Below are 21,117 nucleotides of genomic sequence, written 5' to 3'. Positions count from 1 at the left end.
CTGTACTTGAGTACGGTAAGGCGACGCTGACGTGGTTTGAATTTGATTTTCGAAGAGTATTAAAAGACCAAACGCAAGACTCCAATCAAGACCACTCCAAAGAGAACTGTGCCGACTAGATTACGGTAGCGAAAGGCTACCCAAGCTGTTGGAAAGACTGCTAAGAAGTCCAGCCATTTGATTTGAGGAAGACTCCCAACCTTGCCTGTCACTACGCTTGAAAGAATCAAGGCAAAGATAATAGAAACGGGCAAGAATTTCAAAAAACGCTCAACGATTGCAGGCAAGCCCTTATACTTGACCAAGATGAAGGGAATCATACGGGGAATCCAAGTCACTAAGCCAGAGAAAATAACTGCTAATAAAAGATACTTACTGACCATCTAAAACCACCCCCATTGTACAACCAAGTAGCGTCGCAAACAGAACAGCTAGCGACTGAGACACCACTGTTAAGAGTAAAAAGAAGGACACCGCAACAACTGCTAGGATAATGAGCAGATTGCGGACAGGAATCCGTCTTTGCATAATCTGGAATTGCGAAGCAAAAATGCCGATGAACATCCCAACCAGGGCAAAATCCAAGCCAAAGATTTCTGGATTTGGCAGCAGACCACCCAGAGCCGTTCCGACAACTGTTCCCACAAACCAAGCCACATAGCTGTTGAGATTGTTTCCGTGCATCCACATAGGATTGACCTTGTCTGTATGGGCTAACTCGCCCATCAAAACGCCATAAGTCTCATCCGTCAAGAGACTAGACATACCGATATTTTGCCAGAGACTGGTATGACGGAAATAAGTTGACGCATGCAAACTCAACAAAAAGAGACGCAAATTAATCAAAAAGACCGTCATAGCAATAGCTGCCACAGGTGCTTGAACCGCAATCAGTGCCAACATGGCAAACTGGGCACTCCCAGCATAAACAAAGAGGCTCATCAAGCCCATCTCAACAGGTGTCACATAGGGCGCACCAATAATCCCACAGGCCAAGCCAATACTGACATAACCAAGGGCCGTTGGCATGGCCGCCTGCGCCCCCTCCCAAAATCCTTTTTCTTTCATCTTTCTCCTCATATTGTCTTAATAATACTCAATGAAAATCAAAGAGCAAACTAGAAAGCTGGCCACAGGTTGCTCAAAACATTGTTTTGAGGTTGCAGATAGAAGCTGACGCAGTTTGAAGAGATTTTCGAAGAGTATAAGTAGGCTGAAAAGGCTCCAGCCATAGCATGGACTATTATAACACATTCAGGAAAGAGAAAAAAGTCTGCTGATTGTAATCAGACAGACTCCATTTTATTCTTATTTAATCTTGAAGAATTGAACAATTGCCACAATACCTTGATAAATAAAGACAAAGGCAATGGTGTAACTAATATAGAGACCGGTCATCAATGGGTATCCCATCATGATTAAACCTGCTACGATTCCTAAAATCCCCATCCAAACTAGAGGGGTACCTACCGATTTATCCGTCTTACGAACCTTGAAACCAACGATAGTTTTTGTAATACCATTTGTCAAGGCCCATAAAGAAATGATAAATGGTACAAATGTTACCATTTCAATAAAGCTACCTGAGAATAAGGTAAGAGCGAGGATGAGGGTAACAATTCCTCCAAATAAATTCCAGCCATGCTTTTCTTCTGATTTGAAGTATTGTACAATCTCAGAAATCCCTTGAACTGCAAATACAAGTGCAAACAAGAAAGTCATGGAAGCCAAGCTAATAAGAGGATGTGCAAACATATTAAAACCTGCAAAAACTGCAAAAATACCCGCAATTAGTAACAACCATTTCCAAATTTTCGACATTATTTTTCTCCTTTTTTAGAGGAATCTTCCTCTAGTATTCCATAAATCATCATATCCAAAACCTGTGATAATTGATGTTCATATCCTGAAACCAAGTTAGATAGAGGTCTGATTTCCCTGAAAAATTATGATACAAAACTCCTTTGGCAATACCATCCACTTTACAAAGTTCATTGATGACAAAACCTTGATAGCCTTTTGTAGCAAATTCAAACAAAGCAGCGGTAATGATTTTCTCTCTTCGTAGTCTTGTTTTTTCTTCTTTTCTCATGTATTTACCTCTACATTTTTTAATTATAAACCGATTGGTCTAAAATGTCAAGCAACTTTCTCAAAAATTTAACAGTCTGCTGATTGTAGCCATCATAAACAGACTGGAATCCAGTCTCAAACATATAATATACACATTCTTCGCTAAATGTTTTCACGGATATTCAAGAGTATGATAAAGGCAGCTAGAAGAAATAGCAATAAAACAAAGCTAACTGCCAGAGTTCCAAAGCTAGTAGCAATGGTTACCAAAGCTATTGTAAATAAGCTAGGTAAAACAACTGTAATGGCGCCGATAGAGGATTGAACTGCTCCCATTGACTCCTCAGGTATTTGTTTAAAAATGAGTTCCTGTAATCGAGGAGAGAGGATACCTGCGAAAAAGGCATCCAAGGCACTAAAGATAAGAATCCAGTCAAAACGAACTGCCACAAAGCCAACTAAAAGGAGTAATTGGATAATAAGCGAGGCATATAGGGCTAGTTTTATGGAGATTGTATTCTTCAGATAGCCACTCACAAGGCTTCCGACAATAAGGGCTGACAATTCAAGGGTGGATAACAAGGCAAGAGATTGACCTGTTTGTAAATTCAAAAAGGGCTGATTCCTCAAAAACAGAGTAGAAACAGGAACTGTAACATTTATCACTGCTTGACTAATAGAGATAATAAACAAAACCAAGAGTACCTTATTCATATTCCATATCAATTTTGATGATTGGAGCAGATGCTGGCAAAAGGATTTTACAGAGAGTCCTTCTTGATAGCTAATCGTTTTTTCTACTTTCAAGAGGTCTGTTTTTATGAAAAGAATACCTAAAAATGCGATTAAAAAGGTCAGAGCATTCAGTAAGGAAATAGACTGGATAGATAGAATACCTAGTAAGACTCCTCCTAGAATATTACTGATTGTTTTCACTAAACTAACAGTTGACTGTTTAAATCCAATAGCTTCTGCCAGATGGTCTTGCCCAATAATTCTAATGAAAATCGGAGTGAGCATGGCGCCTGAAAAATAACTCAATGTGTCAGATAAGAGGTTAATCAGACAAATAAATGCTACTAATAACAAGGAAAAGGACTGCCCTGAAAGTGATAAAGAAACGATAGAGTAAAGCAAAAATTTTGCAAAACTAATCATTGTATATTTTAGGACACGATGATGTTGAAAATCCGCCAAAACTCCCAGAAAGATTTGCAGAACTTGAGGAAGGGTTTCTGAAATCGTGATCAGTAAAATCGCCAAAGGGGCAAAAGATGCATCTGCCACATAATTCAAAAAGGCCAGATAAAAAATCGTATCCCCAACCGTTGAAATCCACTGGTTGATGGTTAATTGCCTAAAATTTCTATTTTGAAGAAATACTTTCATCACAACTCCTTTTAAAGTTCCAGTGTATAGAAAACAAGACTTGGTTTAATATTGAACTCCAAGCCTTGCTCATATTCAGATTCATCCATTATATGATGTTCATGCCGTATTTTATAATAAATCATATCTTAAAAATACCAGACCACACTATTCCCTGCTTGTATTTAGCTTCTTTCTTTTGGACAAATTTTGCTAAATCCAACAACTCTGTCGGCGGTTCACCTTTAAAGCTCAACAATTCTTTAGAGACGGCAAAAGAAAGACGTACAGCTAACAAATCTTCATTAGTACTAGAGAACTGTTTTGCTGTTTCCAGCAATTGCTTCCTAAATTCTTCCGTCAAGCTAATTTCTTTATTATTGTATAGGGAATGAATTAACATTTGTAACTGACTTTGTTTTTCCATCGTTTACCTCATTTTATCTAGGACGCCAAGTTTCACTTTTAGTCCAGCCATTTACAGTATGCTCATAATTAAACATATACTGTACGAATTCCCATCTATAAACCACTTCTGCGACTTAGGATCTGCTTGAAGTGCTTTACAAGGATAGTATAACACGAAAATTAGCTTATTTTAGAAAATCGCATATTTGATATTTTTTCTTATAGAAATTTCAGATTTGCAATTGTTGACTACTCAATAAGTTCTTTGTATTGCTTCAAACGCAATTCGAAGAGGGCTAGCAATTGTGGATTTTCTAATACTTGCAGAGATTGGATAAATCTTTCAATCTCTTTTTGATTGCTTCCTTTGGTTTGAAGGAAAATCTTCATTTTCTTTAAAAACTGCCACAATACTTTTTCAAAAACATCGTATGGACGAAGCATGCTCTCTAGCTCAGCTTCAAAAATTGGGATATAAGAGAAAAGTTTACGCTCCATGAGTTCTGATATAATATTCAGAAATCCACTTTTCATATACAATCGATTATGTACCAACTCTTTAAATTCCCTAGATTTCTCAATTAAAGCGGTCGATAAAAATATCAAATCTTGATTGCTCAAGAAGGGCATGGTATTGCAAAAGAGATAGAGTTCAAACCAGGTCCAAGACTCAATAGCATAGAGATAGATAGTCAAAAACTCGCTATCTTCTTTTACTAATGGATAGTTCTTATTTAAGGAATGGAGTGCGTTTTTAATTACAATGGCATTCAAACGACGATAGGTCTCTGCCATCTGTTCTTGCTCGACTTCCTCCAACAGTTGCTCTAAACCAGCTATATCTTGGTGGGCAAAGCGATCCACAACCTTTCTACCAATCTGCATATGTAGGGATTCTTGATAATTGTTTAGCTTATGACCAAACTCATCAAAATTCATATTGATCCCTTGGATGGCTAGGATCAACTTATCCGCAGATAGCATAGACTGCCCTAGTTCAAACTTGGACAACTGAGAGGCTGTTAGACCAGCACAAGCCACATCTGACTGCTTGAGCTTTCTCGCCAAACGTAATTCCTTGTAAAATTCTCCCAACTCCATTCTCTCAATCATCTCACCACCTCCTATTTTTTATATAGTATATCATTATTCACAATTATTTGTCAAAATATTCTGACATTTAAGAGAGCAAAAAAGCCAGCCCTAAGCTGACTCTTTATTCCATGGTATCAAAAGCGAGACTTGGTTTGGCATTGAGGTCCAAGCTTGCAAAGTTTTCTTTGTTCCATTCGCTGACGCTGGCATAGGCAATCATACCTGCATTGTCTCCGCAGAGGCGCAGAGGTGGAATGATGACCTTGACATCTGCGATTTCGGTTGCTAGGCGTTCTCTGAGACCTTTATTGGCTGCCACACCACCTGCCACGACTAGAGTTTTAACAGGGTATTTCTCCAAAGCCTTCTTAGTTTTTGCCATGAGAATATCCAGGACAGCTGCTTGGAAGGATGCACACAAGTCCTCTGTAGACAGACTTTCTCCCTTTTGCTCGGCATTATGGTGAAGATTGATAAAGGCAGATTTCAAACCTGAGAATGAAAACTCCAGATTATCTTCCTTAATCATGGCACGAGGAAAGTCATAAATATCCTGCCCCTGATGAGCCAGCTCGTCAATCTCACGACCGGCAGGATAGGTCAAGCCCATGACACGGCCGACCTTATCATAGGCCTCACCAACCGCGTCATCTCGCGTTTCCCCAACAATCTTGTAGTCACCAGCCTCCGAAACATAAACCAACTCTGTGTGTCCACCGCTGACCAAGAGGGCTAGCAAGGGAAACTCCAAAGGCTCCACGCTCTGAGCTGCCATAAGGTGACCAGCCATGTGGTTAACGGGAATCAGCGGAAGTCCATGTGCCCAAGCAAAGGCCTTAGCAGCTGATAAACCAACTAGTAAAGCTCCCACCAAGCCAGGTCCATAGGTAACCGCCACAGCTGTTACATCGTCTTCGGTAATCCCTGCTTCTGCCAACGCCTCCTCGATGCAGGCTGTAATGACCTCGACATGGTGACGACTGGCTACTTCTGGCACTACGCCCCCAAAACGTTTGTGGCTCTCAATTTGACTAGCAATGACATTAGACAAGAGCTCATCGTCGTTTTTCAAGACGGCGACACTGGTCTCATCACAGGATGTCTCAAATGCTAAAATATATCTATCCTTCATCTATTTCTCTCTTCATGATAATGGCATCCTCGACTGGGTCATGGTAGTAGGCCTTTCGCTCAGCGATGACTGCCATCTTTTCTTTCTTGTAAAATGCTTGTGCTCGGTGATTTGACTTTCTGACTTCGAGGAAAATCTCCTTGTCTGTCGGCAATTGAGCAAACAAGGCTGATGCAATTCCCTGACCCTGATAGGTTTGTTTGACAGCGATTTGCAGGACTTCTGCCTCAAAAAGATTCTCCTGCACAGCTAGAAAGCCAATCACTTCTTCCCCATCATAAGCTAGAGCATACCAAGTCTGGTCTTGGGACAGGTCTGCTTGGATTTGTTCCAGCGTCCAAGGACTGACTGGGTAAACAGCTATCATAACAGCGTAGATGGCTTGAGCCAGATCAGGTTGCTGGTGAGTTCGTTTGATTTCTATCATAGGCGTTTAATGTAGGACTTACCAGACTCGGTATGGTTCTTGAGCCAGTTTTCCTCAGCCTCAACACGCTTGAGGTAGTTCGGCACAAAATCATGCAAGGAGTCTGCTTCCTTGTCCCAAGCCAAAAGAGCAAGATTGGCTGCATTAGGCAAGGTTTCTTTGTAATTAGTCCTTGGCAAGTGTTCTTGAATCTGCTCCACAAAGGGGGCAACTTCTCCGACAAAGGTTACCTGACTAGCACCCTTAACTTTCTCTAACACCTCTTCAAAAGATAGGTGCGCTTCTGGCATGACAGGTTTGGCATTTTCATAAAATCCTGCATAAACATTGTTGCGACGCGCATCCATCAAGGGAACGAACAAGCCTTCTTGTTGGTAGGGCACCAGAGCCAAGAGGCTAGACATACCAACTAACTCAATGTTCAGGGTATGAGCCAAAGTCTTGGCAGTTGCTACCGCGATTCGCAAACCTGTGTAGCTACCTGGCCCTTCCGCCACCACGATTCGGTCCAAATCCTTGGGTGTCCAATCCAAACTTGCCATCAAAAAATCGATGGCAGGCATAAGGGTAATACTGTGATTTTTCTTAATATTAATCGTCGTCTCGGCAAGAACCTGCTTGTCCTCTAAAATAGCGAGAGAAAGAGCCTTGCTGGACGTATCAAAAGCTAATACTTTCATAACACATTCCTATCTTTTTGTCTGCTTACTATTATACTACAAAAGCTGGCACATGGGAATTTTCTTTGCCCCCAAACAAAAAGCCCCAGCATGAGCAGGGCATCTAAGCATTTAATCCAAAGTAAAATACAAACCAAACGACATAGGTTACGAGGAGGAGAAAAAGCGAGTAGAGAGTCACAAAAGCAAGCTTCCAAAGGAATTTTTTTTGCGGTGTCCCAGATATACAAACAGAGCATTCCCCCTTAGACACAGACTACAAAGACTATAAACACCAAGAGGCTAACCCTATCGCAAATTCAAACAAACTAAACATTCTTAATCCTACTTTTGGTATTCCTATTTTTATATAAACTGTTGACTATGTTGGTCTATCAATGTTAAAATGTAATTCAACACTGGTAGGAAAATCAGGTTGAGTCGTTGACTCTTCGGGTTGCGGTGCTATCCCTGAAACTTTGGTTTCTAAAGAACTGGAATTGCGATTGAACAATTCGCCCCCAGTGTTCGACAGCTCTTGACTTCGGTCAGGAGCTTTTTGATGCTTTTAAAGTTGATTCCCTCAGTAAGTTATAGTAAAATATAAATATTGAGAGGATAACGTAGAGCGACTGGTAACAGAGCGTTCAAAGGTACCAACTTCTGGTACGGGTGTGGGACTGCCTTCAGCTTTGAGCTGTAAAGACCCCTGACTACCATTGGTCCTCTCTTTTTGCTTACTCTTAAATTAAGTGCTTGTCTTTGCCTTTTAGTAAGCACTCCACTCCATCTTGCTATTTCTACATCGTTATACTTATAGATTGACTTCTTAACCTCATAGATGATAGAATTAAGTAAAGGCTGAGATCGAGTTTGATTTGGTGACAAGTCATTCAAAGGTTGCGATGCATTCGCTTCAGGTAGAGGTGCTGCCACCTGGACTGCTCCAGGAAAATCCCCGAGTTTTGTCTCAGCTTTTTTATTTGCTCTCGAGATTTCTCAAGAGCTTTTTCTTTTTTCAAAGATACCATTCTGTCCCAACCATCTACACCAACGATTAATGAAACTAGAACTATATTCTCCCTTAAATCTACTATCTCTTTAGATTTCCCCTTTAATTATAACACCTAAGCGCTCTCCGAACGAATCCTATCTATCTTTTGCTCCCTCTTCCCCTCACGACTTTCTCGTTTCCGTCTTTTACTAATTTTTCATTTTGTGGTATAATTGAAATAATTGTAACGAATCAAGGTCAATCTAGACACAAAATGGAATGAAATCAACAAATCTCTGCTAAAAGTTTGGAATAAGCTGACCTGTAAATAGAAAGGAACTATATGATTTACAAAGTTTTTTATCAAGAAACAAAAGAACGTAGCCCACGCCGTGAAACAACACGCGCACTATACCTAGACATCGATGCTAACTCAGAACTTGAGGGCCGTATCGCTGCTCGCCAACTTGTCGAAGAAAATCGCCCAGAGTACAATATCGAGTATATCGAACTCTTGTCTGACAAATTGCTAGATTACGAAAAAGAAACTGGCGCCTTCGAAATTACGGAGTTCTAATATGGCCTATACTCTTAAACCTGAAGAAGTTGGCGTTTTTGCCATCGGTGGTCTGGGAGAAATCGGGAAAAACACATACGGAATTGAATACCAAGACGAGATTATCATCGTCGATGCTGGGATTAAATTCCCAGAAGATGATTTGCTGGGTATCGACTACGTCATTCCTGACTACTCTTACATCGTAGACAATATCGACCGCGTCAAGGCTGTCTTAATCACACACGGACACGAGGACCACATCGGTGGGATTCCATTCCTACTCAAGCAAGCAAATGTCCCTATCTACGCTGGACCACTTGCCTTGGCTTTGATCCGTGGGAAACTCGAAGAACACGGCCTCTTGCGCAACGCCAAACTTTACGAAATCAACCACAACACTGAGTTGACCTTTAAAAATCTCAAGGCAACTTTCTTTAGAACGACTCACTCTATTCCAGAGCCTTTGGGAATTGTCATTCATACTCCTCAAGGGAAAATTGTCTGTACGGGTGACTTCAAGTTTGACTTAACACCAGTTGGTGAACCAGCAGATTTGCACCGTATGGCTGCGCTGGGCGAAGAAGGTGTTCTCTGTCTTCTATCTGACTCAACAAATGCGGAAGTACCAACCTTTACCAACTCTGAAAAAGTCGTTGGTCAGTCCATCATGAAGATTATCCAAGGCATCGAAGGACGTATCATCTTTGCATCCTTTGCCTCAAATATCTTCCGTCTCCAGCAAGCAACAGAAGCTGCTGTTAAGACTGGACGTAAGATTGCTGTCTTTGGTCGCTCTATGGAAAAGGCCATTGTCAACGGAATCGAGCTTGGCTACATCAAAGCTCCTAAGGGAACCTTTATTGAGCCAAATGAAATCAAAGATTACCCTGCAGGCGAGGTTCTCATCCTCTGTACAGGTAGTCAGGGTGAGCCGATGGCTGCCCTCTCTCGTATCGCCAACGGAACCCACCGTCAGGTGCAACTCCAACCAGGTGATACGGTTATCTTCTCTTCTAGTCCAATCCCTGGAAACACTACTAGCGTCAACAAGCTGATCAACATCATTTCTGAAGCTGGTGTTGAAGTTATCCACGGTAAAGTGAACAATATCCATACATCTGGACACGGTGGCCAGCAAGAGCAAAAGCTCATGCTCCGCTTGATTAAGCCAAAATACTTCATGCCTGTCCACGGTGAATACCGCATGCAAAAAGTCCACGCTGGACTAGCAGTGGATACTGGGGTTGAGAAGGACAATATATTTATTATGAGCAATGGTGATGTGCTTGCCCTTACTGCTGACTCAGCTCGTATCGCAGGTCATTTCAACGCCCAAGATATCTATGTCGATGGAAATCGTATCGGTGAAATCGGCGCAGCTGTCCTCAAAGACCGTCGTGATCTATCTGAAGACGGTGTCGTTCTAGCAGTCGCAACTGTTGACTTCAAATCGCAGATGATTCTGTCTGGCCCAGACATCCTCAGCCGAGGCTTTGTCTACATGAGAGAATCGGGTGACTTGATTCGCCAAAGCCAGCGCATCCTCTTCAATGCTATTCGTATCGCACTGAAAAACAAGGACGCTAGCGTGCAATCAGTCAATGGTGCCATTGTCAACGCTATTCGCCCCTTCCTCTATGAAAATACAGAACGTGAACCGATTATCATCCCTATGATCCTCACACCAGATGAAGAATAAATCAAGAAAACAGCCCCGACGGAGCTGTTTTTTCTATGCTTTCTTTTGAGATTGAAACTCAATAAAAATCGAAATCAGACTAGAAGGCTCGTCGAAAGCATAACTTGAGCTAGCTCCCATAGTTCGGGGAACTATGGGAGGCTGTAGATGAATCAAAGCCAAGCTTTGAACTCATTCGTAAGAAGCCGACGACGTATCATTTTGATTTTTGAAGAGTTTTAGAAATACTACGATTTTTACCTTCTAAATACACCATTAAAATAGAAATATCTGCAGGATTTACTCCCGAAATACGGCTAGCTTGACCGATGGTTTCTGGATTGATAAGTTTGAACTTCTGACGAGCTTCGGTTGCAATAGAATCAATGTCATCCCAGTCGATATTGGTTGGAATACGTTTTTCTTCCATTCGTTTCATCTTGGCTACCTGATCCATAGCTTTGGAAATATAGCCTTCGTACTTGATTTCTGTTTCAATCAATTCGATAATCTTGTCATCCAAGTCCTCTGCAGCTGGTCCGATGAAAGCCACCACATCTTGATAAGAAACTTCTGGACGGCGAAGAAATTCCTTGGCTGTCACTGCATCTGTCAACGGCTTGAAGCCCATCTCCTCAACCTTGGCATTGGTTTCCTTGACTGGCTTGAGTTTGATGCTGTCTAGGCGTTTCATCTCATTTTCAAATTGATTTTTCTTGATTTCAAAACGAGCCCAGCGTTCATCATCCACAAGGCCAATCTCGCGTCCCATCTCAGTCAAACGCATATCAGCATTATCATGACGTAGAATGAGGCGGTATTCAGCACGACTGGTCAAGAGACGGTAAGGCTCAATCGTTCCCTTGGTCACCAAATCGTCAATCATGACCCCTATATAACCGTCACTGCGCTTCAAAATCAATTCAGGCTTGCCTTGGATTTTCAGAGCCGCATTAATACCCGCGATAATCCCTTGGCCAGCAGCTTCTTCATAACCTGACGTTCCATTTGTCTGACCAGCAGTGAAAAGTCCGGAGATTTTCTTGGTTTCCAAAGTCGCACGCAACTGGTGTGGCAAGACCATGTCATACTCAATGGCATAACCTGTTCGCATCATCTCTGCATTTTCCAACCCTTTGATGGAATGAACCAAGTCACGCTGGACATCCTCAGGTAGACTGGTTGATAGGCCTTGAACATAGACTTCCTCTGTATTGCGCCCTTCTGGCTCAAGGAAAAGTTGGTGGCGTTCCTTGTCCGCAAAACGCACAATCTTGTCCTCAATCGACGGACAGTAACGAGGCCCCACTCCCTTGACCACACCTGTAAACATAGGCGCACGGTGGAGGTTGTTTTGGATAATCTCATGACTGGTACCATTGGTGTAGGTCAACCAGCATGGCACTTGGTCCTTGACATAGTCCTCATCACGGGAAGTGTAGGAGAAGTGATTAGGCACTTCGTCCCCTGGCTGAATCTCTGTCACATCGTAGTTGATAGAAGAAGCCTTGACACGTGGAGGCGTTCCTGTCTTGAAACGACCAATTTCGAGGCCCAGTTCCTTGAGATTATCAGCTAGGTTAATAGAAGCCAAGCTGTGGTTAGGACCTGATGAATACTTAAGGTCTCCAATGATAATTTCCCCACGGAGGGCCGTCCCTGTCGTCACGATAACAGCCTTAGCAGCATACTCTTGATGGGTCGCTGTACGAACACCGACAACCTTGCCATCTTCCACCAAAATCTCATCAATCATGGTCTGACGAAGAGTCAGATTTTCTTGATTTTCAACTGTCTTGCGCATTTCCTTAGAGTAAAGCTCCTTGTCAGCCTGCGCACGAAGGGCACGGACAGCTGGCCCCTTCCCTGTATTGAGCATCTTCATCTGGATGTAAGTTTTGTCAATGGTCTTGGCCATCTCGCCACCGAGGGCATCAACTTCACGCACGACAATTCCCTTGGCAGAACCACCGATAGAGGGGTTACAAGGCATGAAAGCCAGCATTTCAATGTTGATAGTCGCAAGCAAGACCTTACAGCCCATACGGCTGGCAGCCAAGGAAGCCTCGACCCCAGCATGTCCCGCACCGATTACAATAATATCGTATTCTTCAGTAAAATTATAAGTCATTTCTTAACCTTTCAAAAATTTCTCGTAAATAAGGAACTAACTTCTCCTCCTCTAGAGCTTGAGCCATAGTAACCCATTTAAAGTGTGTATGCTCTTCAGGATCTAATCTGATAATTGGCTTCTCCCCAACCCACTCTGCTTTATAAACTAAGCGAGTAAAGACAGTATCCTTAGAGGTATCCAGTTGACTATCTTCGTGAAGAAGTTTGAGCGAACTGCTATCTAGCCTAACTCCCGCTTCTTCAATACATTCTCTAAGAGCTCCATCTCGCGGAAGTTCACCCTTTTCAACCCCGCCACCAGGAATATCCCAGTAAGTTGGATAAACATTGGGTTGTCCTCTTTTAATTTCCGAACGCTGAATGAGCAAATAATCATCACCACTATGAACAAGTACATGGGCAATAAGCTTAACCATTATTTTCTCCCCTATTCCTCAAGATGAATGTGTCTTAGTTGGCCATACCAATCTGGTAAGGCTGTTTTTAAAAAAGCTGGAACTAGATTGATACCCTCAAGCTTGTCTATGTCAATCCATTCACAGGGCTGCCTTTTCTCATCTTCCTGCATGGTCAATGGGGCATCCTCAAGCAAGTCCACCAGATAATGAAACTCGATGTTGTGCCAATAGACACCATCTTCTTCAAAACGATTTTCAACAACAAAAGCTAGTTGCCCAGCTTGAGCTTCGACACCCAGTTCTTCCCTCACTTCACGGACTACCGCTTCTTCCGTGCTTTCATTGACTTGAATCGCACCGCCGATAGTGTAATGCTTGCCCTTGTCTTTGGTAACTAGAAGCTTGCGATTTTGGAGAATCAAGGCTGTCGCCCGAACTCCAAAAATTGTATTTCCTACTTTTGTCCGAAAGTCTTGCTGAGTCATTCTTATCCTTTCCCTTAAACGACACAAAAACAGTCAAAACTCCAAAGAAGTGCAGGACAAAAAAGCCTGCAACATCCATGAGCTTTGACCATCATTTCTATTGCTTTTATTATTGTAGCAAATTGAGAAAATTTGTCAATCTAAATGTACTGACAAACTTGTCCATCGCGGTAGGCATTGTCAATCAAACCACCACCTAGACACTCTTCGCCATCGTAAAAGACAACTGCCTGTCCTGGTGTGATGGCACGCTGAGGTTCCGCAAAGATAACCTCTGCCTTATCTCCTTTGACATGGACGGTCACCTTAGAATCAGGCTGACGATAGCGGAATTTAGCCGTACATTCGAGTGTAAACTCCTCTGGCATCTCACGAGTAAAGTGGACTTGGCTAGCCTCTAGGCTGGTTGACATGAGCGAGTCATGGTAGAAACCTTGGCCAACATAGAGGATATTCTTGCTTAGGTCTTTTCCGACAACGAACCAAGGGGCATTGTCTCCACCGTGTTGCCCACCGATACCCAAACCGCCACGCTGACCGATCGTATAATACATAAGCCCAGCATGCTCGCCCATATCGCGACCATCTACAGTCATCATTCGACCAAGCTGGGCTGGTAGATAGTTGCTGAGAAAGTTTTTAAAGTTCTTTTCTCCGATAAAACAAATCCCTGTCGAGTCTTTCTTCTTAGCAGTGGCAAGTCCTGCTTCTTCAGCTAGTCTGCGAACTTCAGGCTTTTCCAAATGTCCCAAGGGAAACATGGTTTTTTGAAGTTGTTCTTGCGACAGTTGGCTGAGGAAATAGGTCTGATCCTTGCCATTATCCACACCGCGAAGCATGTGAACAGTGCCATCCTCATCACGCGCCACTCGGGCATAATGCCCAGTCGCAACATAATCTGCGCCCAAGGTCATGGCATAGTCCAAAAATGCCTTAAACTTGATTTCCTTGTTGCACATGACATCTGGATTTGGCGTGCGCCCTGCACGGTATTCTGCTAGGAAATACTCGAAAACGCGGTCCCAGTACTCTTTTTCAAAATTGACAGAGTAGTAAGGAATGCCAATCTGGTCTGCCACGGCAGCCACATCCTTGTAATCTTCAGTCGCCGTACAGACGCCGTTTTCATCTGTGTCATCCCAGTTCTTCATGAAGATACCGATCACATCGTAGCCCTGCTCCTTGAGAAGAAGAGCCGTCACCGACGAATCAACACCACCACTCATCCCCACGACAACACGTGTTTTAGAGTTATCACTCATGGTAAGTCTCCCATCTATTCGTTTATTCACGATTGAAGGTCGTGTGTGCTTCACGATTGAAGGTCGCTTGAGCAGTATTCATTATAACATGCTTGGTTGGAGAAGACAAGAAAGAGGCTGATAATCTGACATTCTATTTGATAGAAACAGAAATATAATTACAAAAAGGGTAATGAACAGTTAAATCTCGATTCTACTTATAAACTTATTTATAAAATAAGCTAAAAATGATATACTGTAATGAGGAGGAAGTCGTACATGATCCCTTTAAGATACTACCATCCATGTACGTAGTACGATTGTGAAAAACTACAAAGATATTCTAACATCAAAAAATACTATTTTTACTATCATTATTGTTGTAGGTCTTGGACTTTTAATAGGTTTAGTCATTCATCAAGAACATATCCAAGCAGAGAGAGGGAACATCGCTCTCAGCAAACAACATAAGGATGGACAAGATGTCGAACAAGTAAAAAATGCTATTAAAAACTTCAATATTGATTCTGAAACGATTATAGAGGATTGGAAAAAAATTCAAGAATTAAAGCCTACCACTGACGAAGGCAAAAAGACATTAACAGATTTTCTTACTTCTACGGCCGATAAAATCACTAATCATTATACTGAAAAAGCTTTAAAATTGGATATAAAGGAATCCGATAGCCAGTTTGAAGATAAACAAGCACTTGAAACAGCCATCACTTCCTTACAAAAAATACTAGAAATTATTAAAAGTGTCAACTCCACAAGCGAACAAGCTACTATTGATGAAAAAATAAAACCCATTCAAGAACTGATTTCAAAATTCCAAAAGCAAGCTGAAGTCTTGACCAAAAAAGAAGAAGAACAAAAGTCTAATAAAAAAGAAACAGAAACGACTAGTAACGTTGAGGGAAGAGAAAGCTATTCTTCAGAAGGAGGTAGCTACACTCCAAACTATACTGAGTCAAATAGGAACAGATATAATTCACAAGCACCTGCAAGCGAGCAATATTCATCTGATAGTGCTAGAAGTGGGGGAAACACTGCTGTCAATACACGAGATCAAGTTACTGATACTGCAGGAGCCCAAGGAGATACGAATACCAATAATAATAGTAATAATGCTGAAGTTCCCGATGCTAACAGTAATAATCGCACTAATTCAGCTGGAGAAACTCCAGAATCTCGTCAGCCGTAAGCAATCTGTTATTACTACTATTTAAAAATTGTCTTTTGTCAAATAAAAGCACACAAAAAGAGCCATCAAAGGCTCTTTTTCTATTTCTTAATACCAACCGTTGTTAAGCCAGAAGTTTTTAGCAGCTGACCATGAACCGTAACGTCCTGCAACGTAGGCATCTGCTACACGTTCTTGGTTTTCAGCTGAGTAGTCACCGTTCAAGTATGAATCTGTCAATTGGTAGCGTCCGATGTATTGGCCATTTGTAGCTGTGTAGCTACCGCCTGATTCTTTTTGAGCGATCCATTCTTTAGCTTCTGCTTCAGATCCACTTACAGTTGAAGCTGGTGCTGAAGTTTCTGCTGCAGCAACAGTTTCTTCTGCTACAGGAGCGCTTGCAGCTGGTGCTGCTTCTTCTACTACTTCTGTAGTTTCTACTACTGGAGCTGAAACAGTTTCATCTTGAGCAGCTGGTGCCGCATAAGTAGCTGGCGCTGGTGTTGCAACAGGCGCTACAGGACCATCGATAACCAACTCTTGACCAACATAAATCAAATGAATGTTGTCAATGTGGTTGTTTTCTGCCAATTTCTCAACAGTTGTGTTGTGAGTTTCAGCGATTTCTGAAAGTGTATCACCTTCTTTAACAGTGTAAGTTGATGATTCTTGAGCAGATACAAATGATGGAGCAAATACTGCAAACAAGGCAGCTACTCCTGCAAGAGTTGTTTTAATCTTTTTAGTTGTTGATTTCATATTTGAAAATTCTCCTTCTTTCTATAGTTCTATCATACCCTTTAAATATTACCGTTTCTTGACACTTTTATGTAGAAATATTACAAAATTATTTTTTATTTCCCTAAATAAGCTATTTTTTGTTACAAAAGATGCTTTTTTATGCTATTTGTAGTGTAAAAAGGTTTTCATCCACAATTAAAGCCAAGACCTTCATTCTTTGATATAATAGAGATAAGAATTTTTATAAGGGGAAACTGATGAAATCACTTCGTTTTCAATCTGTCTTTGATATCATCGGACCAGTTATGATTGGCCCATCTAGTAGTCATACCGCTGGTGCTGTTCGTATTGGAAAGATTGTCTCTTCCATTTTTGATGATACTCCGACAGAAGTCGAATTCCAACTATTTAACTCATTTGCCAAGACCTATCGTGGTCACGGGACAGACCTAGCCCTTGTTGCAGGTATTTTGGGCATGGATACAGATGATCCTGAAATCCCAAATAGTCTGGAAATTGCCCACAAGCGCGGTATCAAGATTGTCTGGACTATTCAGAAAGACAGCAATGCCCCTCACCCTAACACTACTAAAATCACCGTTAAAAATGCCCATAAAACTATCAGTGTGACTGGTATTTCTATCGGTGGAGGGAATATTCAGGTAACCGAACTCAATGGCTTTGCTGTCTCTCTTAATATGAATACACCAACTATCATCATCGTTCATCAAGATATTCCAGGTATGATTGCCCTTGTTACGGAGGCACTCTCCCGCTATGATATCAATATCGCCCAGATGAATGTCACTCGTGAAAAAGCTGGTGAAAAAGCTATTATGATTATCGAAGTTGACAGTCGCAACTGTGATGAGGCTATCGAAGAAATTCGAAAAATCCCTCATCTCCACAATGTCAATTTCTTTAAATAGGAGGAAGCATGTTTTATTCTATCAAAGAATTGGTCGAGCAAGCAGATCTGGACTTTCAAGGAAATGTCGCAGAACTCATGATTACAACAGAGTTTGAATTGACCGGTCGCGAACGTGAAGAAGTCTTCCTTCTCATGGAACGCAATCTGGAAGTCATGAAAGCCTCTGTCCAACTCGGCCTCAATGAAAATAAATCTCGTAGTGGCCTGACAGGTGGAGATGCTGCCAAATTGGATCACTACATTAAAAACGGAAAAACTCTGTCAGATTACACGATTCTCTCTGCTGCCCGAAATGCTATCGCAGTCAATGAACACAATGCTAAAATGGGCTTGGTCTGCGCTACTCCAACCGCTGGAAGTGCTGGCTGTCTCCCTTCCGTTCTCACTGCTGCTATTGAAAAATTAGACCTCAGCCACGAGCAACAGCTGGATTTCCTCTTTGCTGCCGGTGCCTTTGGACTAGTCATCGCAAATAATGCCTCTATCTCAGGTGCTGAAGGTGGCTGTCAGGCCGAGGTTGGTTCGGCCTCTGCTATGAGTGCTGCAGCCTTGACTCTAGCTGCCGGTGGAACACCTTATCAGGCCAGTCAGGCCATTGCCTTTGTCATTAAAAATATGCTGGGCCTTATCTGTGACCCTGTTGCCGGCTTGGTCGAAGTTCCCTGTGTCAAACGTAATGCCATGGGAGCCAGCTTTGCCTTCATCGCAGCAGACATGGCCCTGGCAGGTATCGAATCTAAAATTCCTGTGGATGAAGTTATCGATGCCATGTACCAAGTGGGGTCAAGCATGCCAACTGCCTTTCGTGAAACAGCTGAAGGTGGACTCGCTGCCACCCCTACTGGTCGTCGCCTGCAAAAAGAAATTTTCGGAGAATAAGCTTATCAAATAGGAGAAACCATGACCTCTATCACAGCGATTTTTTTCGATCTGGACGGAACCCTCGTTGATAGTTCTATCGGGATTCACAATGCCTTTACTCATACCTTTAAGGAGCTGGGAGTGCCTAGTCCTGATACCAAAACTATTCGTGGTTTTATGGGACCGCCCCTTGAAAGTAGTTTTGCGACCTGCCTGCCCAAAGAACAAATTTCTGAGGCCGTGCAGATATACCGTTCTTACTACAAGGCAAAAGGCATCCATGAAGCTCAACTCTTTCCTCAGATTGTAGACTTGCTTGAGAAATTATCGAGCAATTACCCTCTTTATATCACCACTACAAAGAATACTCCAACCGCTCAAGACATGACTAAAAACTTAGGAATCTATCATTTCTTTGATGGCATTTATGGTTCCAGCCCTGAAGCACCCCATAAGGCAGATGTCATTCGCCAAGCCTTGCAGACACATCAACTAGCACCGGAACAAACCATCATCATCGGAGATACCAAGTTTGATATGCTTGGAGCTCAAGAAACAGGCATTCAGAAATTGGCCGTCACTTGGGGATTTGGAGAGCAAGCAGACTTGCTAAACTATCAACCTGATTATATCGCCCACAAACCCATAGAAGTTTTGGAGTATTTTCAATAACATAGACTGGACAACGACTCCATTCCAGAAGAAAATGGAGCAAGTCTCTACATAACAAAACGCATATTACCAAGATTCTTCAGACCTGATAATATGCGTTTTTCTTTTTTATTCAACGTGGGTTGTTTGATTGGCAAAGGCGATAATAGCTTGCTTCAACTCATCTCCACTAAGAGTGCGGAACTCTTCAATTTTTTGATCGATGGCTTCTAGAGGCATGACATTAACCTTACCAACGAAAATCTTATCCATAACCTGGTTATCAACCAATTCGGTCGAAACCAAGAGTTCTTCGTAAAGTTTTTCGCCTGGGCGGATTCCAACTTCAACAATTGGAATTTCGCTTTCGGTGTGGCCACTTAGAAGCACCATTTTCTTAGCCAAGTCATAAATCTTGACTGGTTTGCCCATATCAAGGATAAAGACTTCTCCATCCTTGGCGTAAGCACCAGCATGGATAACCAAACGGCTAGCTTCTGGAATAGTCATAAAGTAACGGGTCATGCGGAAGTCTGTCACCGTTACAGGCCCACCTTCAGCAATCTGGCGTTCAAAGACTGGAATGACACTACCACGGCTACCAAGTACATTCCCAAAACGAACTGCACAGTAGGTTGATTGGCTACGTTGGTTAAAGCCAGTGACAATCAACTCAGCCACTCGCTTGGTTGCTCCCATAACATTTGGTGGATTAACTGCCTTATCTGTCGAAATCATAACCATCTTAGGTACTTTGGCTTCATCAACAGCCTTAGCAACATTGTAGGTTCCACGGATATTGTTTTTGAAGGCTTCTTTTGGATTGCGCTCCATCATCGGAACGTGCTTGTGAGCAGCCGCATGATAAACAATAGCTGGCTTGTACTGCTCAAAGACTTGCAACAAGCGATCATAGTCTTGAATGTCCGCAATCACAGGTACATAATCAATCCCTTGGAACTTACGAATCAATTCATGATAAACAAGGTAGATTGAATTTTCCCCATGACCGAGCAAGACGATGCGTTCAGGATTGAATCGACTAACTTGGCGACAGATTTCAGAACCGATTGAACCACCAGCCCCTGTAACCAAGATTGTTTTTCCAGTAAGTTCTGCTCCCAGACGCGACTCGTCAAGACGAATTTCCTGACGTCCCAAAAGGTCTGTGATATCAATCTTCTGGAAGCCTCCACCTGCTTGGTGAAGTCCTTGAACAACCGTTTCAACTTTAGGCATCTTGTAACATTTGACACCCAGTCTATTACACATCTGCAAGATACGCTCATATTCTGACGGGTCAAGTGACGGAATCGCAACGATAACACGCTCGATTTGATGGCGTTTGGCTAATTCAGGCAGATCATCATATGAACCCAAAACAGGGATTCCACCAAGTTTTTGGCCCTTTTTCTTAGCATCCTTGTCCAAAATACCAACAAGTTCTAATTCACTAGTTGGATGTTGGTAACTATCCATAAAGAGAGCTCCACCATCACCGGCACCAATCAAGAAGGTCCGACGGTGTTCTCCATCACCACTTCCCTTTTTTCGTTTAGAGTAGATTAACTGCCAAGTAATCCGTGGCAATAAAATCAAGAAAGTACTCAATAAGATAAAGAGCACGATAAAACGGATGGAGAAGAGGGGCAAGAAGGCATAGCAGATACTATATGACAAGATACTGCTAGCAGTCACACCAAAAAAGATTTTCATGAAATCCGTAATCTTGCTGTAACGACTAATACTAGCGTTCAACCCCCAAAATCCAATCATCAATTGATAGAACAGGAAGGCCAAACTCGTATAGATAATGTAGTCAACAGGTGCTGGATTAATCAAGCCGTAGAATAAAATATAAGATACAATGATGGAAACCACCATACTCAAAATATCAAATATTCCCCAGAAAACCTGTTTTTGTTGTTTATTTAAAATTTCCACCAGATCAATCACATAATCTGTGAGTTTTTTATTCATAGAAATTTACTCCTCCTTAAAAGAGCTGGATGATTATACTCAATGAAAATCAAAGAACAAACTAGGAAACTAGCCGCAGGCTGTACTTGAGTACGGCAAGGCGACGTTGACGCGGTTTGA

Annotated in this window: 22 protein-coding genes and 1 pseudogene; 6 read left to right on the top strand and 17 right to left on the bottom strand. The window is 42.1% G+C overall.

Features of this window, described 5'->3' with window-relative positions; translation table 11 throughout:
* Nucleotides 1-59: 59 nt before the first annotated feature.
* The 11 genes and pseudogenes from ADH52_RS02600 to ADH52_RS11840 form a co-directional block, all read right to left on the bottom strand.
* Nucleotides 60-383, bottom strand: a complete 324-nt coding sequence (locus tag ADH52_RS02600; RefSeq protein ID WP_020901825.1) for an AzlD domain-containing protein — start codon at nucleotides 381-383, stop codon at nucleotides 60-62.
* The gene (locus ADH52_RS02595; protein WP_000659743.1) at nucleotides 373-1,068 is read right to left on the bottom strand and encodes an AzlC family ABC transporter permease; all 696 of its coding nucleotides are present in this window, start codon (nucleotides 1,066-1,068) and stop codon (nucleotides 373-375) included. Before ADH52_RS02595 ends, ADH52_RS02600 begins: the two co-directional genes overlap by 11 nt.
* 240 nt (nucleotides 1,069-1,308) lie before the next feature.
* Nucleotides 1,309-1,821 (bottom strand): HdeD family acid-resistance protein, encoded by a 513-nt coding sequence (locus ADH52_RS02590; RefSeq protein WP_023948489.1) that lies wholly within the window; start codon nucleotides 1,819-1,821, stop codon nucleotides 1,309-1,311.
* A 49-nt stretch (nucleotides 1,822-1,870) separates the two neighbouring features.
* On the bottom strand, nucleotides 1,871-2,092 hold the full coding sequence (locus ADH52_RS02585; protein ID WP_004250194.1) for a TetR/AcrR family transcriptional regulator: 222 nt from the start codon (nucleotides 2,090-2,092) through the stop codon (nucleotides 1,871-1,873).
* Between the two features lie 143 nt (nucleotides 2,093-2,235).
* Nucleotides 2,236-3,462: an MFS transporter gene (locus ADH52_RS02580; RefSeq protein WP_004254988.1), complete on the bottom strand. Its 1,227-nt coding sequence runs from the start codon at nucleotides 3,460-3,462 to the stop codon at nucleotides 2,236-2,238.
* A 121-nt stretch (nucleotides 3,463-3,583) separates the two neighbouring features.
* Nucleotides 3,584-3,868 (bottom strand): bacteriocin immunity protein, encoded by a 285-nt coding sequence (locus ADH52_RS02575; protein WP_004254985.1) that lies wholly within the window; start codon nucleotides 3,866-3,868, stop codon nucleotides 3,584-3,586.
* Nucleotides 3,869-4,098: 230 nt separating this feature from the next.
* Nucleotides 4,099-4,962: an Rgg/GadR/MutR family transcriptional regulator gene (locus ADH52_RS02570; protein WP_020901821.1), complete on the bottom strand. Its 864-nt coding sequence runs from the start codon at nucleotides 4,960-4,962 to the stop codon at nucleotides 4,099-4,101.
* Nucleotides 4,963-5,065: 103 nt separating this feature from the next.
* Nucleotides 5,066-6,076, bottom strand: a complete 1,011-nt coding sequence (gene tsaD / locus ADH52_RS02565) for a tRNA (adenosine(37)-N6)-threonylcarbamoyltransferase complex transferase subunit TsaD (protein WP_020901820.1) — start codon at nucleotides 6,074-6,076, stop codon at nucleotides 5,066-5,068.
* Nucleotides 6,066-6,503: a ribosomal protein S18-alanine N-acetyltransferase gene (gene rimI, locus ADH52_RS02560; protein WP_020901819.1), complete on the bottom strand. Its 438-nt coding sequence runs from the start codon at nucleotides 6,501-6,503 to the stop codon at nucleotides 6,066-6,068. Before rimI ends, tsaD begins: the two co-directional genes overlap by 11 nt.
* Nucleotides 6,500-7,183, bottom strand: coding sequence for a tRNA (adenosine(37)-N6)-threonylcarbamoyltransferase complex dimerization subunit type 1 TsaB (tsaB, locus tag ADH52_RS02555; protein WP_020901818.1), 684 nt, complete (start codon nucleotides 7,181-7,183; stop codon nucleotides 6,500-6,502). The genes rimI and tsaB overlap by 4 nt, the downstream gene beginning before the upstream one ends.
* Before the next feature lie 103 nt (nucleotides 7,184-7,286).
* Nucleotides 7,287-7,499 (bottom strand): annotated as a pseudogene (locus tag ADH52_RS11840) (hypothetical protein).
* A 1,000-nt stretch (nucleotides 7,500-8,499) separates the two neighbouring features.
* On the opposite strand from ADH52_RS11840, the gene ADH52_RS02545 reads away from it, so the two are divergent.
* On the top strand, nucleotides 8,500-8,733 hold the full coding sequence (locus ADH52_RS02545) for a DNA-dependent RNA polymerase subunit epsilon (RefSeq protein WP_000639571.1): 234 nt from the start codon (nucleotides 8,500-8,502) through the stop codon (nucleotides 8,731-8,733).
* A 1-nt stretch (nucleotide 8,734) separates the two neighbouring features.
* Nucleotides 8,735-10,414 (top strand): ribonuclease J1, encoded by a 1,680-nt coding sequence (rnjA, locus tag ADH52_RS02540; RefSeq protein ID WP_049509919.1) that lies wholly within the window; start codon nucleotides 8,735-8,737, stop codon nucleotides 10,412-10,414.
* Nucleotides 10,415-10,610: 196 nt separating this feature from the next.
* On the opposite strand, the gene mnmG is transcribed toward rnjA, so the two are convergent.
* From mnmG to mnmA, 4 genes are all read right to left on the bottom strand, one after another.
* Nucleotides 10,611-12,524: a tRNA uridine-5-carboxymethylaminomethyl(34) synthesis enzyme MnmG gene (mnmG, locus tag ADH52_RS02535; RefSeq protein ID WP_049509917.1), complete on the bottom strand. Its 1,914-nt coding sequence runs from the start codon at nucleotides 12,522-12,524 to the stop codon at nucleotides 10,611-10,613.
* A complete protein-coding gene (locus tag ADH52_RS02530; protein WP_049509915.1) occupies nucleotides 12,514-12,945 on the bottom strand; it encodes an NUDIX hydrolase in 432 nt (143 codons plus the stop codon). The genes mnmG and ADH52_RS02530 overlap by 11 nt, the downstream gene beginning before the upstream one ends.
* 8 nt (nucleotides 12,946-12,953) lie before the next feature.
* Entirely contained in the window at nucleotides 12,954-13,409 is a 456-nt protein-coding gene (locus ADH52_RS02525) for an NUDIX hydrolase (protein WP_049509913.1), read from the bottom strand.
* A 140-nt stretch (nucleotides 13,410-13,549) separates the two neighbouring features.
* On the bottom strand, nucleotides 13,550-14,671 hold the full coding sequence (gene mnmA / locus ADH52_RS02520) for a tRNA 2-thiouridine(34) synthase MnmA (protein ID WP_049509911.1): 1,122 nt from the start codon (nucleotides 14,669-14,671) through the stop codon (nucleotides 13,550-13,552).
* A gap of 301 nt (nucleotides 14,672-14,972) precedes the next feature.
* On the opposite strand from mnmA, the gene ADH52_RS02515 reads away from it, so the two are divergent.
* The gene (locus tag ADH52_RS02515) at nucleotides 14,973-15,854 is read left to right on the top strand and encodes a hypothetical protein (protein ID WP_049509908.1); all 882 of its coding nucleotides are present in this window, start codon (nucleotides 14,973-14,975) and stop codon (nucleotides 15,852-15,854) included.
* Nucleotides 15,855-15,941: 87 nt separating this feature from the next.
* Here ADH52_RS02515 and ADH52_RS02510 read toward each other — a convergent pair whose 3' ends face one another.
* A complete protein-coding gene (locus ADH52_RS02510) occupies nucleotides 15,942-16,592 on the bottom strand; it encodes a LysM peptidoglycan-binding domain-containing protein (protein WP_049509905.1) in 651 nt (216 codons plus the stop codon).
* Between the two features lie 239 nt (nucleotides 16,593-16,831).
* On the opposite strand from ADH52_RS02510, the gene sdaAB reads away from it, so the two are divergent.
* From sdaAB to ADH52_RS02495, 3 genes are read left to right on the top strand one after another with little or no spacing between them, the layout of a single operon-like run.
* Nucleotides 16,832-17,503, top strand: a complete 672-nt coding sequence (sdaAB, locus tag ADH52_RS02505) for an L-serine ammonia-lyase, iron-sulfur-dependent subunit beta (RefSeq protein WP_000838909.1) — start codon at nucleotides 16,832-16,834, stop codon at nucleotides 17,501-17,503.
* Between the two features lie 8 nt (nucleotides 17,504-17,511).
* Nucleotides 17,512-18,384, top strand: a complete 873-nt coding sequence (gene sdaAA, locus ADH52_RS02500; protein ID WP_049509903.1) for an L-serine ammonia-lyase, iron-sulfur-dependent, subunit alpha — start codon at nucleotides 17,512-17,514, stop codon at nucleotides 18,382-18,384.
* Nucleotides 18,385-18,405: 21 nt separating this feature from the next.
* On the top strand, nucleotides 18,406-19,038 hold the full coding sequence (locus tag ADH52_RS02495; RefSeq protein WP_049509901.1) for an HAD family hydrolase: 633 nt from the start codon (nucleotides 18,406-18,408) through the stop codon (nucleotides 19,036-19,038).
* 108 nt (nucleotides 19,039-19,146) lie between these two features.
* Here the strand turns inward: ADH52_RS02495 and ADH52_RS02490 are convergent, their stop codons facing one another.
* Nucleotides 19,147-20,997, bottom strand: a complete 1,851-nt coding sequence (locus ADH52_RS02490; protein WP_049509899.1) for a polysaccharide biosynthesis protein — start codon at nucleotides 20,995-20,997, stop codon at nucleotides 19,147-19,149.
* Between the last annotated feature and the right edge of the window lie 120 nt (nucleotides 20,998-21,117).

The sequence above is a fragment of the Streptococcus pseudopneumoniae genome, from assembly GCF_001072665.1.
Lineage (GTDB): Bacteria > Bacillota > Bacilli > Lactobacillales > Streptococcaceae > Streptococcus > Streptococcus pseudopneumoniae_S.
Note: the sequence above shows the minus strand (reverse complement) of the source record. Positions and strands in the feature narration are given on the sequence as shown.

Coding starts and splice junctions, on each gene's coding strand:
- ADH52_RS02525 (WP_049509913.1), bottom strand. CDS start 13,409: ATGACTCAGCAAGACTTTCGGACAAAAGTAGGAAATACAATTTTTGGA.
- ADH52_RS02490 (WP_049509899.1), bottom strand. CDS start 20,997: ATGAATAAAAAACTCACAGATTATGTGATTGATCTGGTGGAAATTTTA.
- mnmG (WP_049509917.1), bottom strand. CDS start 12,524: ATGACTTATAATTTTACTGAAGAATACGATATTATTGTAATCGGTGCG.
- ADH52_RS02590 (WP_023948489.1), bottom strand. CDS start 1,821: ATGTCGAAAATTTGGAAATGGTTGTTACTAATTGCGGGTATTTTTGCA.
- ADH52_RS02495 (WP_049509901.1), top strand. CDS start 18,406: ATGACCTCTATCACAGCGATTTTTTTCGATCTGGACGGAACCCTCGTT.
- ADH52_RS02545 (WP_000639571.1), top strand. CDS start 8,500: ATGATTTACAAAGTTTTTTATCAAGAAACAAAAGAACGTAGCCCACGC.
- sdaAB (WP_000838909.1), top strand. CDS start 16,832: ATGAAATCACTTCGTTTTCAATCTGTCTTTGATATCATCGGACCAGTT.
- ADH52_RS02595 (WP_000659743.1), bottom strand. CDS start 1,068: ATGAAAGAAAAAGGATTTTGGGAGGGGGCGCAGGCGGCCATGCCAACG.
- tsaD (WP_020901820.1), bottom strand. CDS start 6,076: ATGAAGGATAGATATATTTTAGCATTTGAGACATCCTGTGATGAGACC.
- sdaAA (WP_049509903.1), top strand. CDS start 17,512: ATGTTTTATTCTATCAAAGAATTGGTCGAGCAAGCAGATCTGGACTTT.
- ADH52_RS02575 (WP_004254985.1), bottom strand. CDS start 3,868: ATGGAAAAACAAAGTCAGTTACAAATGTTAATTCATTCCCTATACAAT.
- tsaB (WP_020901818.1), bottom strand. CDS start 7,183: ATGAAAGTATTAGCTTTTGATACGTCCAGCAAGGCTCTTTCTCTCGCT.
- ADH52_RS02585 (WP_004250194.1), bottom strand. CDS start 2,092: ATGAGAAAAGAAGAAAAAACAAGACTACGAAGAGAGAAAATCATTACC.
- ADH52_RS02510 (WP_049509905.1), bottom strand. CDS start 16,592: ATGAAATCAACAACTAAAAAGATTAAAACAACTCTTGCAGGAGTAGCT.
- ADH52_RS02570 (WP_020901821.1), bottom strand. CDS start 4,962: ATGATTGAGAGAATGGAGTTGGGAGAATTTTACAAGGAATTACGTTTG.
- rnjA (WP_049509919.1), top strand. CDS start 8,735: ATGGCCTATACTCTTAAACCTGAAGAAGTTGGCGTTTTTGCCATCGGT.
- ADH52_RS02600 (WP_020901825.1), bottom strand. CDS start 383: ATGGTCAGTAAGTATCTTTTATTAGCAGTTATTTTCTCTGGCTTAGTG.
- mnmA (WP_049509911.1), bottom strand. CDS start 14,671: ATGAGTGATAACTCTAAAACACGTGTTGTCGTGGGGATGAGTGGTGGT.
- rimI (WP_020901819.1), bottom strand. CDS start 6,503: ATGATAGAAATCAAACGAACTCACCAGCAACCTGATCTGGCTCAAGCC.
- ADH52_RS02580 (WP_004254988.1), bottom strand. CDS start 3,462: ATGAAAGTATTTCTTCAAAATAGAAATTTTAGGCAATTAACCATCAAC.